The organism is Roseibium sp. JB4-4 (genome assembly GCF_055693425.1).
Window position 1 is genome coordinate 4,053,134 of sequence record NZ_CM146333.1, and the last position, 13,623, is coordinate 4,066,756.

Sequence of the window (13,623 nt, forward strand, 5' to 3'; positions counted from 1 at the left end):
CCTACCTCTTGGGTGAAAGAATCTGCTGCAGCGTGTCTGCAAGTTGATCATCTGCAAACGGTTTCGCCAAGACCGGGAATTCACATTGTTGGCCATGGCCTGAAAGTGAGGACCAGTCCGCGTAGCCCGACATGAGCGCAATGCCCAGATCCGTTCGTTTTTGGCGAATTTCACGGGCCAGTGCCAGACCGTTGATTTGTCCGGGCATGACAATGTCGCTCAAGACGCCTCGAATTTCGGGAAGGTCGAGAGCGAGTGAGCGCGCATCCTCGGCACTTTCTGCCAGCAGCACGCTGTAGCCAAGATTTTGCAATTGATCGGTGACAGCTGTAGCAACATCGGGATCGTCCTCGACCAACAGCAGCAATTCGCCTTCGCCCTGCTTGAAGTCACTTGCCTCAGCTTCGCCGCCAAGCGGGTCATCGTGCTTTGCCAGCCGAATGAAAGGCAGATAAAGCGTAAAACAAGTGCCGGCTCCAAGTGCACTGCTGACACTGATAGCCCCGCCCGATTGCCTGATGAAACCATAGACCATGGACAAACCAAGCCCACTTCCAGTGCCGAAATTCTTGGTGGTAAAGAAAGGTTCAAACAGTTTCAGCTGGGTGTCTTCATCCATGCCCGTGCCGGTATCTTCCACACGGATTTCCGCAAAGCGTCCCTTTTGAACACCAAGATCGTCTGCCTCTCGCTTGTTGAGGCGCGTCTCGGTAAGAGCAATGCGCAGTGTGCCTCCTTCTGGCATCGCGTCACGTGCATTGAAGGCCAGATTGATAAGGGCCGTTTCCATCTGGGTGGGGTCTATACGGGCGGCTATGCGCGGGTCCTGTATATCGGTTTCGAGCTTGATTGCTGACGGCAAGGACCCTTCCAGTAGTCCGCTAACATTGGTCAGAACCTGGGCCAAGGGCACGGTTTGGGGATCGATTGCTTCGCCTCTGCTGAATGCCAGTAGGCGTTGAATAAGGTCCGATCCCCTTTTCGTCGCCTCGCGCATGGGCGCGACCTTGCTGTCCAATGCAAGCTTGGAAACGGGTTCCTCCATCCGGCTGAGGCTCAACAGATTGCCCATCAAAATGGCGAGCAGATTGTTGAAGTCATGCGCAAGGCCACCGGTCAGTTTGCCCACCGCATCCATGCGTTGCGACTGGACAAGAGCTGCTTCCGCCTGTTTCTGGTCGGTCGCATCCAGAGACAACACGAAAATGCCAAGCGTGCGGCCGTCCTGGGTCATGTCCGGGATAAGCGTGGAACGCATATAGGCTGTGGATCCGTCATGGCGCTTGCGCTGGTATTCATATGAAACCGCGTTGCCCTCGAACGCGTGATTGATGTGCGGTTCGAGTTCAGAAAAGAGATCTTCGCCGACAACTTCAGGTGCCGGTCGTCCGGCGATCGAGACGACGGAATGTCCAAACCAGTCGGCATATCGGCGATTGGCAAACCGGAACACCGGTCCAGGCGCGATATAAGCGATCAGCGCAGGAATGTTGTCGGTGACGAGACGCAGCCAGTCTTCGCTCTGTTGGAGCGCGCGCGTGCGTTCCTGAACCGTGCGTTCCAGCTTTTCCTGCCGTTGCCGTTCCTCGGTAACATCAGAATAGATTGTGACGAAACCACCCTGTGGCAGCGGTGTCCCAGAGACAGCGATGATTTGTCCGTTCGGACGAACCCTTTCAAAATAATGTGGTTCAAACAGCTTGGCCCGCTCGATCCTTCGGGCGATCTTGCCTTCAATGTCACCTTCGCCATATTCGCCGCGCTCGGCATTGACGCGAATGAATGCCTCCAGATGAGAACCGCGTTTGACGATCGCCCTTGGCATGTCGAGCATGTCGTAAAGCCCGCGGTTCCACGCAACGAGCCGCAGCTCATTGTCGAACACCGTGAACCCCTGACTGATGTGATCGAGCGCTGCCTGAAGCAGGTCGATCTGAGCCCTCAGCTGTTGTGTCTCCTCCATGCCGTGAGAATAGTTCAAAAACTTTGGAGACTGAACTGAAGAAACGTAGTCCGAAAGGTGAGCCTTGAGCACAGAGGTCCTCTGCAACTCGAGTGCAAACTGCTGCAGAATTTGCCCAATTCAGCAACTTCCTCATTGCTCTTGCCATGTCACTCCGGCTCAATGCCATGTCGCTCTTCTGCGCTGCACCCGTCGGTTACCTTGCTGGATATTCGTGAAGGGCTGTTCTGAAAGTTTGAGGAAAGGCCGCAGACCTTTGACCGCCGTGGCGGGATTTTTGAGCTCCATTTCGAGTTCGCAGCGCACCGATTAGCGTTCCGGTTTCGACAACAGCGACAAGGTCCAACTTGATTGGGATTGTAGTTGAGGCAAGCTTTGGCAATTTCACAGGGTGGAAAGTCACTGAACAAGCCTTTTTGGGGTCTTGGCAGACATTGCATTTCAGGTCGAATTTTGAAGAATGGCCATGAATTCAGATTGCCATCGGCCAAAAGAACAGAATGACGAAACCCGACCTCAAGAAGACAAATCCAACGGTCCAGGATGTTGCGCGCGCCGCCAAGGTCTCCTCGGCGACGGTGAGCCGCGCGCTGTCCATGCCGGATCGTGTCTCGGTCGAAACCCGCAAAAAGGTTGCTCTGGCGATCGAGCAAACCGGCTATGTTCTAAACCATGCTGCCCGCAACCTGCGCCGGCGCGATACCGGAGCCATTGTCGCTCTTGTTCCCGACATCGGCAATTCTCATTTTTCGAACATCCTTCAAGGGATAGAGACCGTCTGCGCGGAAAAAGGCTTGAAGGTTTTGATTGCGGACACGCGCAAGCCGTCCATGTCACGGTCAAATCTCAGCGATTTTTTCAGCCGCAACAATTGCGACGGAATCGTCATTATGGACGGGCACTTTTCGATAGCGGGCATTCGCGCGGCCAATCCCAAACTGCCGCCTATCGTCACCGCCGGCGAGTGGAGCGACGATCCCGCTGTGCCGATCGCGGTGGTGGACAATCTGCTCGGCGCAGAACTGGCCGTGTCGCATTTGCTTGAACTCGGTCATAAGAAGATCGGACATGTCACGGGTCTGCTCACGCACAAACCGGGTTGTGACAGGTTCGACGGCTTCAAAGCCACACTCACAGGCGCTGGTCTCGACCCGGCAGCAAATTGGGTTTTTGAAGGTGACTACACGCTGGAAGTCGGAACACTGGCCGCTACCGCCTGGCTGGCGTTGGAGGACAAGCCAACCGCGGTTTTCTGTGCCAGTGACCGCACAGCATTCGGCTTCATTTCAGCGCTCAGTGCTGCAGGCGTGCGCGTTCCGGAAGACGTCTCGGTAGTCGGTTATGACGACATCGATATCGCCGCGCATTTCGTGCCGCCGTTGACGACGGTTCATCAACCCCGGCGCGCCATTGGCGAGCGGGCTGCCAAGCTTTTGCTCACCTTGCTTCAGGGCGGGCGGCCCGATGAAGGCAGTGCCTTGCTTGAGCCATGGCTGGAAGTGCGCAAAAGTTCGGCGGAGATTGGGTAACCAAACGGAAGCTGGGTTGGCACGCCGCTCCTCAAGAACCGCTGAACTTGACATTCTTCTCCCGGTCGCCGTGCGCAGGCGCCGGTTCCAGAAACTCCTTTGCCGATTTCGTTGACTGAGCCTTTGGCATGATCGTTCCAAAGACAGCCAACAACGCTCCGGTCATATAGATCGAAAGACCGGTCATGGTCAGAGCTGAGTAGTGTGTTCGCCCGTCAAAGAGCTGCAGCAGAAAGACCATCGCGGGTCCGAGCGCTGTTATCGCGGCGATAGTGGACGCAGAGACCAGTGGAACGGCTTTTTGGACCAGATAGAGCGGGAAGGCGATAACCGCCAAACCAACCAGCACGATCAATCTCAGTTCATCTGACGGTGTTTCATAAGGTTTGTCGTCCAGGCCGAATTGGAAAGCTGCAAACGCAATAAGGGCATATAGAACAAAGCGCAGACCGAATTGTGCAAGAGGCCCAACCCCTTTGGCGTTCAATCGGACAGAGTAGAGGATCACGAACGCTGTGCAGCCTCCGGAAATGGCCGACAGGCCTATGCCAGCCAATGCATTGATCAGGCCGCCGCGAACGAAGCCGGAATAACCGAGCATGGTGATCGCAGCCAGCAGGAGCAGTGAGATCAAAATGGTCACATGTCCAATCTGGCTTGCCCGCGGCGCGGGAGATGCCGCTTCCGGCAATCCAATCCTGGCGCCCATGATGGTTCCCAGTGGAACCATCCCGGAAAAAATGGTGAAGACCACCGCAGGTTCGATCAGTTGAACGGCGGCGAAATAGGATGTCCATGTAAGCGCTGCAAAAAGGTTGAGGGCAACAACCGTTTTCCATGCACGAATGGAAGCCAGTATTTCGTTCGGCCGCACCAGCAGTGTCGCAAGTGTGCAACCGCAAACGGAAATACCAAAAACCCATGCGCCAACGAGAAACGAGTTCACACTTTGAAACGTCGAACCGAGATAGACCGCCTGGAATGCTTCAAGGGTCACAAAGGCAAGACAAAAAACTATTCCAACTTGTTTAGGAGACATTGCGTTTCGAATCCAGACAATCTCGTAAACGAATAAAAATCATGTAAAATCCAGAAAGAAAAAGGAGTTCTTCTCTAATTTGCATGAGAAAATGGAATGGATAATTCGTTGCCCAATTTGCCTCCCCTTTCACGTCTCAGACCCTTTGAGGCGGCTGCCCGATATGAGAGTTTTTCACTGGCGGCCGACGAGCTTGGGCTGACCCAGACCGCGGTCAGTAAACAAATTGCCTTTTTGGAAGCTGAGCTGGGTTTAACGTTGTTTGAACGTCGAAACCGGGCCGTTTTCCTGACAGAGGACGGACGCAGGCTAGGTCAGGTTGTCGGTTCGGCACTGTCGGAAATTGCCGCGGAAATTGCGGTCTTGCGCGGCAACCGCCGGGGCGGCGAACTGGTTCTTCATTGCCAGCTTTGTGAAGCTTTCTATTGGCTGATGCCGCGCCTCTCCAGGTTTCATCAACAAAATCCGGGTATCGAGTTGCGGGTCGTGAGCGCTCAAAAGCCACTGACTCATGCATCAGGTGTTTTCGATGTCGCGATCCAGACGTCCGGACGTGCTTCAGGGTCTGCCCGCCTGGCTTTCACGGCTGCTGACGAAATTTTTCCGGTTTGCGCACCAACGCTGGCCGAGCAAGCTGTACCGCCTGTCGAGCCGTCATCGCTTGTAACCTATCCGCTTCTTACCCATGTCGTTGTCCCACAGGACTGGATGACCTGGCTGGAGTGGTTCAAAGGTGTTGGTGCATCGATGCCGCACAAGCCTCGTTTCGTTGAATTTGACAGCTATCCCCTTGCGCTTCAGGCCGCCGTTGCGGGGCAAGGTATCGCGCTCGGATGGCGGCGGACAACCGAAGGCATGATCAGTGAAGGCAAACTGATCCGGCCGTGCGCTCAATTCGTGTCGCGGCCCACCGAAATTTCCGTCTATCGCGCCGCTGGACGTGACGAACACAAGGGTACGGAGCGCCTGCTGGACTGGCTTGAGAACGAACTGGCGTAGTAATGGCCAAGACACCACCGAATAGCAGCCGGTGCTCGATTTCGTGAAGCTCCCGCGCTGCAATTCATAGAATAGCTCTCAGTCTGCCAAAAAGTCTTTCGCGTTTTCTGCTTCTGTGTTCCTGGAATTTTTCGCTAAATTGATGAAAGCGCGCAGTCGGCGCGTCATATGCTTTTTACTGCGATAATTGATCGAATAACATGGCAGAGTGGATAAGTGCCCGGACAAGACTTCAATCACTTTGCCATTTGCGATCTGAGACGCTGCAACGTCTTTGTAAACATATGCCAACCCAAGGCCGGAGGATGCATAGCGCAATAGCGACCGCATATCGTTCGTTGTCAGTCTTGGCTTTGGTTGAAGTGTAAAGTTTCCATTTGGACCACTGAATTCCCAAGGGGCAATCCGGTCTCCTCGACCGAAGGCAAAGCAGATCGAAGCGTGGCTGAGAATGTCCTCTGGACGCTTGGGAGTGCCCCTTTCATCCAGATAACTTTGGGCCGCAACAATCGACATGCGGAGTTCCGGACCGACCGGAACCGCGTGCGTGTCCGGGGCTAACAGGGTGTTTGCACGAATGGCGGCATCTATACCTGTTGAGAGCAGGTCCACCTTTTTGTCATCGTAGATCAATTCGACATCGACTGCGGGATACCGGGTTGCGAATTGGGCAGTCAGTTCGTCCAGGAAAAACGGTCCCGCGCTGTAGGGAGCAGACAGCCGCAATGTACCCGCAATTTCGTCCCGCTTTTCATTGAGATCATTGAGGGCTTCTTCCAAATCGGTAATGGCTGGCAAACTGCGGTCGTAAAACTGCTCGCCAATCGGGGTCAGCGCGACAGAACGGGTCGATCTTTCGAAGAGCCTGACGCCAAGCCGGTCCTCAAACCGTTGAACGGCTTCGCTGATAGATGCCGGCGATCGGTGCAGGTGTTCAGCAGCTGCACGAAAGCCGCCTCGTCGCGCAACCTCTACAAAGATCCGGATATCGCTAAAGCCGTTGCGAGTCATTGTTCGTTTTTTCGATCACTCAGTTAGGAAATAGATGGGTTTTCCATACGATAGCATCCACCTATCTTCTCAACAAGCGGCACAAGACCAACACCAGAAACCGAGTAGGCACAGAAGTGGCTGATGCCAATTGTTCGCGAAAACCGGAGGGCCTTTCGGCAACGGGTTTTGTTCGGTTGACCGGCTGTGGTGCGAAAAGGAATGGAGAGAATTCATGAGCAAGAGAGAAGAAATTCAAGCTGCCATCAACATTTGGAACCAAGGTCTGGACAGCGGTGATATCGAAGCGATGATCAGTACCTGTCACGAAAGGGTTCTGACCGTGAATGAACGACAGCCTGTAACGGTCGGCATTCAGGCTATACGGGACAAATACATTCCGAGAATTGAAGCTGCGGAAATCACCTCAGGTTACGATATTGAAGAACTTCAGTTCTTCGATGACGTCGCAGTTGTCTCCGGTCGTTTCTACGGCACCATGAAGATGCGGGACACCGGAAAAGAGCGCAGTCCTGAGGGCCGATTGGTCATCGTCTACAAACGCGACGAGACAGGTGCATGGAAAATGGTCCTCGATATCGACAACAACGGTCCGGCCTAAGCTCGACGGCGGCGAATGTCCAAGAGGATTTGGTGTTCGCACGTCGTGTCTTCGACGCCTCGCTGTTTGCGACCGACTTTCTTCCCAGGCCGAATGAGGTTCCCATGACCAAACGAATTGCCCATCAACCCCGCGAGATTGCGGAGTGCGTCGGCGCTTTCCTGCAAGAAGGAGATCTCGCCGGAATTACGTCAATGTTCCACCCGGATTGTCAGATCTATTTTCCCCCAGACGAGCCGCCGCTTACCGGATTGGCCGGTGCTCAAACTGCGTTCGAAGATTTTCTGGACATGCGCCCGGAGATCAGGAGCGAAGTCTTCAGCGAGATCGTATGTGGTGACGTTGCTTTGCTGCGCGCAAACTGGAGCGTTGTTTCTCCAGACGGCACGATTTTGGCTGAAGGTAAGTCAACGGAAGTTGCAAAGAAACTCGAAAACGGTGGTTGGGGTTATCTGATTGATTGCCCCTATGGACCACCTTCGCTTGCATAACTGATTGATCAAAAGCGGTGCCCAACCTAAGAGCGTGAGTTTTTGCCTTGTGTGGCATTTTCAGACGGAGTGAGTGACGCGCAAAACAGAACTTTTCAGACACGATCGGGATGGTAGCCAATGATACCAACTATTGTGTCTTGAAGCCCTGCCGATAGTCTGAGGGTGCGACACCCAAAAGGCGCAGAAAGGCCCGGCGCATACGCTCTTCGTCGTTGAACCCGCATTGCGTCGCAATGCGCTTGATACTGATGTCCGTCGTTTCCAACAGATCCCGGGCCTTTTCCGTGCGCATTGCTTCAACGGCCTTGGCGGGTGTCAAACCCATCTGTTTGGAATAGAGCCTGGAGAAATTACGGGCGCTCATGTTCACACGCTCCGCCATGGCGTCCACCCGGAGGTCGCATTGCAGGTTGTCTGCAAGCCAGTGATGGAGTTCCTCAAACCGTTCGGCTGTATCAAGCAGCTGGCGATCCAAAACCGGACTGAATTGCGACTGGCCGCCAGATCTGACCATATGAGTAACCATGGATCTTGCTACCTTAAGTGCCGCTTGCCGCCCAAGATCCTCAGAGACAATAGCCAGAGCCAGATCCATCCCTGCCGTGATACCTGCAGACGTCCAGATGTGGCCGTCCTTTATATAAATGGGGTCAACTTCCACCCGCACGCCTGGAAAGGTCTCTGCAAGCATTTTGCAGTCCTCCCAGTGCGTCACGGCTCTGCGACCTTCAAGCAGGCCTGCAGCTGCAAGGATCAATGCGCCTGAGCAGACCGAGCAGATGCGCTCGGCATTGGCTGCCAGCAACTTCACTTCCTGAAGGAAATCTGCATCCAGCATTGCATGGTTGGCACCGTCTCCACCAACGACAACGAGTGTATTGATCCGCTGATCCCGGTATCGGGCAACTGGCTCGCTCGGGATTGGAACCACCGTGTTCGTCCGCACCATTTCACCTGTGCTGGATACCACCGCACATGCGTAGCCGTTTTTGCCTGTGGCCAGTTCGAGTGCATGGCTGAAAACCTGCAGAGGGCCGACAAGATCAAGGAGTACGATGTCGGGATAAACGAGAAAGACAACAAGTCTCGGGGTCTTGGTGCTCTCAGGTGAGTTGGCAGAAAACGAGGTCATGTTGTCATTCATGCCATAGCGCAAATTGGTAGTCTATGCGAAGACACGAAGGAGACACGTCATGCTGTTGCTCAAACCGAACTGCGAGTGTTGCGACAAAGACCTTCCGCCAAGCGCTGTCGACGCGCGTATGTGCACATTTGAATGCACGTTTTGTGCGGATTGCGCCGAAACGAGGTTTGGAAACATCTGCCCAAATTGCGGTGGCAACCTTGTTGAACGACCGATCCGACCAGCAAGACATCTTTTGAAGAACCCGGCATCTACAAAACGGTTTACGAAGTCGCATGGCGAATGCGCGGATCTTTATGCATAACTCCGGAGGTGTGATGCGCGACTTGCCAAACATATTGAACTGGCGGCGACTGACTGAGCTGATCACGTCCTCGGGTCAGCCAACAGAAGAGCAGTTTGCAGAACTCAAGAAACTGGGCGTGACCCATGTCATCAATCTTGGACCGCATCATAACAAGGGGGCGCTTGAGGACGAGCCGGGTACGCTTTCAGAACTTGGTTTGGAATACATCTATATCCCTGTGGAGTTCGACGATCCGACGGACGAAAATTTCGAGGCATTCCGCGATGCTCTGGAGAGCCTTCCTGCGACACAGGTCCATGTGCATTGTATTTACAACGCACGTGTCAGCGCCTTCTTTTATCGATATGCAAAAGCCGGGCGCGGACTTTCGGAAGCAGACGCCTTTTCCCTCATGGATGGAATATGGAGGCCCGGCAATGACTGGGCGCAGTTTATCGGCTGCCAGGATGCGGTGGGCCAACCAAACCGCTATTCCGGGGAGGATTACTGAAAAACCGTTGAACGCAGCACGTGACTGAAAGACACCCTGTTTTTCGCAAGTGCAGCGCAGTTGAAACATTTCGAAATGATTGACACATATTGCTGCAAATCAGCCGGACTAGCTTCTCTTTAACGGGCTGGGACAACCTGAGACTTCACCTTTAGGAATTTATCGGTTGAAGGTTCTTACCTCAGGTAGTTTCATACCCAATAGGAAACGACCCCGAACAAACCGGGGCGCCTTCTAAAGGGAAGAAACGATTATGGTAGGGTCGGCCAGCGCCTCGTCGCGCGGGGAGGACACTTTTCCGAAAATCCTGATGCGCAACGCAAAGGTATTCGGAAACCGGACAGCATTCCGGGAAAAGGATCTAGGGATCTGGCAAAGCTGGACCTGGTCCGAGGTGTCAGATGAAATCCGCGCATTTTCCATCGGATTGAAAACTCTGGGTCTGGAACCTGGAGACAAAATCGCAATCGTCGGGTCGAACCGGCCACGACTTTACTGGTCGATGGTCGCAGCGCAGGCCATTGGCGCTGTGCCCGTGCCAGTTTATGCCGACAGTGTGGCGGAAGAGATGGCGTATGTTCTCGGACATGCCGAGATCAAATTCGCCGCTGTTCAGGATCAGGAACAGGTCGACAAATTGTTGTCGATGACAGACGAAGTCACGACGCTGAAACACATTGTCTATGACGAACCGCGCGGACTTCGCGACTACGACCACACGCATTTGCACGATTTTGAATCCGTCGGTGATCTGGGTCGTGAGCAATTGTCGAAGTCTGCATCGCTGGCAACCGAATGGGAGCAGGGGTTTGCCGACAGCAAGGGCACCGATATTGCGGTTATGCTTTATACGTCCGGCACCACCGGGCGTCCCAAAGGCGTGATGCTTTCATTCGACAATCTGGTGATCTCCGCCAGGAACGCCAACATCTTCGACCATCTGAATGAAACCGAAGAGGTTTTGGCCTATTTGCCCATGGCCTGGATCGGCGATCACGTCTTTTCTCTGGCTCAGGCTTTTACCGCCGGGTACTGCGTCAACTGTCCTGAAGGTATGGACACCATTGACGTGGACCGGCGTGAAATTGCTCCGACCTATTTCTTCGCACCGCCGCGCGTGTTTGAAAACATGCTCACCATGATCATGGTACGGATGGAGGATGCCGGTAAAACAAAACGCGCCATGTTCAATTATTTCATGGATCTGGCGCGGACTGTCGGCGAGAAAATCCTCAATGGCGAAGACGTCGGCCTCAAGGATCGCTTGCTCTACAAACTTGGAGAGTTCTGCGTTTATGGACCGCTCAAGAACCGAATGGGCCTGACCCGCATGAAGGTAGGCTACACCGCAGGTGAAGCCATTGGCCCTGAAATCTTCCAGTTTTACCGGGCGCTCGGCCTGAACCTCAAGCAGCTTTATGGCCAGACCGAAGCCAGCGTTTACATCACGCTTCAGCCAGATGGAGAGATCTTCGGCGATACGGTCGGCAAGCCCGCCCCGGATGTGGAGCTGAAAATCGCTGACAGCGGCGAAGTCATGTACCGGTCGCCAGGCGTCTTTGTGGGCTATTTCAAGAATGATGAGGCGACCGAGAAAACCAAGACCGCCGATGGGTGGGTGCACACCGGCGATGCAGGTATCATTGCCGAAAATGGGCATCTGAAAATCATCGACCGGGCAAAGGATGTCGGCAAGCTTAACGATGGGGCCCTGTTCGCGCCGAAATACCTTGAGAACAAGCTCAAATTCTTCCCCAATATCAAGGAAGCCGTTGCCTTTGGCCATGAGCGGGACGTGGCGGCGGTCTTCATCAATATCGACCTGACGGCCGTTGGGTCCTGGGCGGAGCGCAACAACGTCAACTATGCCTCCTATCAGGAGCTGGCCGCCAATCCCGATGTTTATGCGATGATCGAAAGCCACGTCGATCAGGTAAACCGGGATCTCTCCAGGGAGCCGATGATGGCAGGCGCACAGATCAGACGGTTCCTGATCCTGCATAAGGAGCTGGATGCGGATGACGGAGAACTGACGCGGACGCAGAAGGTTCGCCGGTCCTTTATCGCCGAGCGCTATGACCCGCTGATCGAAGCGCTTTACGACGGCTCGACTTCTAAGCACGTGAAGACCGAAGTGACCTTTGAAGATGGCCGCAAGGGCGCAATCGAAGCGACCGTCGAGATCCGCGACATGAATTCCTACGAGGCCGGCAAGGGCTTTCAGGAGGCTGCCGAATGAATGCCCTGGTATCGGAAAAGGAACTGGAGCCTGCCGGCTCCTCTGAACCGGCCACGCGCGAGGAACTGTTGCGTGTCGACAATGTCTCGCTGTCTTTTGGTGGCGTCAAAGCGATCACCGACATTTCCTTCGATATCTTGAAGGGCGAAATCCGCGCGATCATCGGCCCGAATGGTGCCGGCAAGACATCGATGCTCAATGTCATAAACGGGTTTTATCATCCCCAGCACGGCACAATTACCTGGCAAGGAAAAGTGCGGCGGAAGATGAAACCCTATGAGGCCGCCAGCCAGGGAATTGCCCGCACCTTCCAGAACGTTGCCTTGTTCAAGGGAATGACCACTCTGGACAACATCATGTCCGGCAGATCCTTGAAAATGAACAAGAATTTTTTCTGGCAACTGATGTGGCGTGGCCCGGCAGAACGCGAAGAGATCGATCATCGCAAGAAGGTCGAGGACATAATCGACTTCCTCGAAATTCAGGCAATCCGCAAGACGCCGGTCGGGCGATTGCCTTACGGCCTGCAAAAGCGGGTTGAACTTGGCAGGGCGCTTGCCATGGAGCCCGATCTGCTTTTGCTCGACGAGCCAATGGCCGGAATGAACCTGGAAGAAAAAGAAGACATGAGCCGGTTCATTCTCGATGTGAATCAGGAATTCGGCACGACCATCGCCCTGATTGAGCATGACATGGGAGTTGTCATGGATCTTTCCGACCGCGTGGTGGTTCTCGACTACGGCAAAAAGATCGCTGATGGAGCGCCTGAGGAAGTTCAGGCCAATCAGAATGTGATCGATGCATATCTCGGCGTGAGCCACTAGGGGGAAACTGGACCATGCTTTACGACATCTTCATCGACCCCTTCGTCCAAATGTACGAGATGCCGGATTTTTTCCTGCAGGTTCTTTGGGAAGGTTTCGTCGCCGGGATACTTTACGCTCTGATTGCGCTCGGCTTTGTGCTGATTTTCAAGGCGTCAGGTGTCTTCAATTTTGCCCAAGGCATTATGGTCGTGTTCGCCGGCCTGACGTTGGTTGGACTGCACGAAAACGGCGTTCCCGCCTACGTGGCTCTGCTGTTGACCATCGGCGTGATGGGCGTATTGGCCTATGGGGTCGAGCGGGTCGTGATGCGGCCACTTGTGAACCAGCCCGACATCATCCTTTTGATGGCGACCATCGGTCTGACCTATTTCCTGATCGGATTTGGCGAATTTGTATTCGGCGGTGAGCCGAAACAGATGATTACCGAGGAACTCGGTCTGCCAACAGGGTCGACAGCGTTTGAATTCGGCGAACGCGGGCTGGTGATCCTGCAGCATATCGATATCGCTGCCGCCGTTATCGCGGTCATCATGGTGGCCTCGCTCGGGATCTTTTTCAACAAGACCCGGATTGGCCGGGCGCTGCGCGCGGTTGCCGACGATCACCAGGCGGCCCTGTCCGTCGGTATTTCTCTCAATCAGATCTGGGCCATCGTCTGGTTCGCTGCGGGGCTGGTCGCTCTGGCGACGGGCATCATGTGGGGCGCGCGCTCCGATGTGTCCTTCGCGCTTGAAATCGTGGCGTTCAAGGCCCTTCCGGTTCTCATTCTTGGCGGCTTTACATCCATTCCTGGCGCTATTGTTGGCGGACTCATCATCGGCTTCGGCGAAAAGATTGGTGAGCTCTATTGGGGGGGCTTGTCGGTGGCGGCATCGAATCCTGGCTCGCCTATATCATCGCACTGATCTTCCTGCTGTTCCGGCCTCAAGGCCTGTTCGGTGAACGCATCATCGAACGGATATAAGAAAAAGAGGCTCCTG

The 13,623-nt window shown here is 54.5% G+C and carries 12 protein-coding genes and 1 pseudogene; 9 read left to right on the plus strand and 4 right to left on the minus strand.

The annotated features are described in order from the left end of the window. Window position 1: 1 nt before the first annotated feature. Window positions 2-2,035, minus strand: a complete 2,034-nt coding sequence (locus ACZ1HV_RS19105) for a PAS-domain containing protein (RefSeq protein ID WP_472716019.1) — start codon at window positions 2,033-2,035, stop codon at window positions 2-4. 428 nt (window positions 2,036-2,463) lie between these two features. Between ACZ1HV_RS19105 and ACZ1HV_RS19110 the strand changes: the two genes are divergently transcribed. Further along, window positions 2,464-3,492, plus strand: coding sequence for a LacI family DNA-binding transcriptional regulator (locus ACZ1HV_RS19110; RefSeq protein WP_298819740.1), 1,029 nt, complete (start codon window positions 2,464-2,466; stop codon window positions 3,490-3,492). 31 nt (window positions 3,493-3,523) lie between these two features. Here the strand turns inward: ACZ1HV_RS19110 and ACZ1HV_RS19115 are convergent, their stop codons facing one another. After that, window positions 3,524-4,531 (minus strand): hypothetical protein, encoded by a 1,008-nt coding sequence (locus ACZ1HV_RS19115; RefSeq protein WP_472716020.1) that lies wholly within the window; start codon window positions 4,529-4,531, stop codon window positions 3,524-3,526. 96 nt (window positions 4,532-4,627) lie between these two features. Here ACZ1HV_RS19115 and ACZ1HV_RS19120 point away from each other — a divergent pair, with 96 nt between their 5' ends. Next, the gene (locus tag ACZ1HV_RS19120) at window positions 4,628-5,530 is read left to right on the plus strand and encodes a LysR substrate-binding domain-containing protein (protein WP_472716021.1); all 903 of its coding nucleotides are present in this window, start codon (window positions 4,628-4,630) and stop codon (window positions 5,528-5,530) included. Between the two features lie 78 nt (window positions 5,531-5,608). Here the strand turns inward: ACZ1HV_RS19120 and ACZ1HV_RS19125 are convergent, their stop codons facing one another. Next, window positions 5,609-6,541, minus strand: coding sequence for a LysR family transcriptional regulator (locus ACZ1HV_RS19125; RefSeq protein WP_472716022.1), 933 nt, complete (start codon window positions 6,539-6,541; stop codon window positions 5,609-5,611). A gap of 214 nt (window positions 6,542-6,755) precedes the next feature. On the opposite strand from ACZ1HV_RS19125, the gene ACZ1HV_RS19130 reads away from it, so the two are divergent. Continuing rightward, window positions 6,756-7,142, plus strand: coding sequence for a YybH family protein (locus ACZ1HV_RS19130; protein WP_472716023.1), 387 nt, complete (start codon window positions 6,756-6,758; stop codon window positions 7,140-7,142). A gap of 32 nt (window positions 7,143-7,174) precedes the next feature. After that, window positions 7,175-7,633 carry a YybH family protein gene (locus ACZ1HV_RS19135; RefSeq protein ID WP_472716024.1) on the plus strand — a complete coding sequence of 153 codons (459 nt, stop codon included), beginning with the start codon at window positions 7,175-7,177 and terminating at the stop codon, window positions 7,631-7,633. 130 nt (window positions 7,634-7,763) lie between these two features. On the opposite strand, the gene ACZ1HV_RS19140 is transcribed toward ACZ1HV_RS19135, so the two are convergent. After that, window positions 7,764-8,768, minus strand: coding sequence for a GlxA family transcriptional regulator (locus ACZ1HV_RS19140; RefSeq protein WP_472716025.1), 1,005 nt, complete (start codon window positions 8,766-8,768; stop codon window positions 7,764-7,766). A 61-nt stretch (window positions 8,769-8,829) separates the two neighbouring features. Between ACZ1HV_RS19140 and ACZ1HV_RS19145 the strand changes: the two genes are divergently transcribed. From ACZ1HV_RS19145 to ACZ1HV_RS19165, 5 genes and pseudogenes are all read left to right on the plus strand, one after another. Then, window positions 8,830-9,084: a DUF1272 domain-containing protein gene (locus tag ACZ1HV_RS19145; RefSeq protein WP_298819749.1), complete on the plus strand. Its 255-nt coding sequence runs from the start codon at window positions 8,830-8,832 to the stop codon at window positions 9,082-9,084. A 13-nt stretch (window positions 9,085-9,097) separates the two neighbouring features. After that, window positions 9,098-9,577, plus strand: a complete 480-nt coding sequence (locus ACZ1HV_RS19150; protein WP_472716026.1) for a protein tyrosine phosphatase family protein — start codon at window positions 9,098-9,100, stop codon at window positions 9,575-9,577. A 310-nt stretch (window positions 9,578-9,887) separates the two neighbouring features. Continuing rightward, window positions 9,888-11,816 (plus strand): AMP-binding protein, encoded by a 1,929-nt coding sequence (locus tag ACZ1HV_RS19155; protein WP_298819753.1) that lies wholly within the window; start codon window positions 9,888-9,890, stop codon window positions 11,814-11,816. Next, on the plus strand, window positions 11,813-12,640 hold the full coding sequence (locus ACZ1HV_RS19160) for an ABC transporter ATP-binding protein (protein ID WP_472716027.1): 828 nt from the start codon (window positions 11,813-11,815) through the stop codon (window positions 12,638-12,640). Before ACZ1HV_RS19155 ends, ACZ1HV_RS19160 begins: the two co-directional genes overlap by 4 nt. A 14-nt stretch (window positions 12,641-12,654) precedes the next feature. Next, window positions 12,655-13,607 (plus strand): annotated as a pseudogene (locus tag ACZ1HV_RS19165) (branched-chain amino acid ABC transporter permease). The last annotated feature ends 16 nt before the right edge of the window (window positions 13,608-13,623 follow it).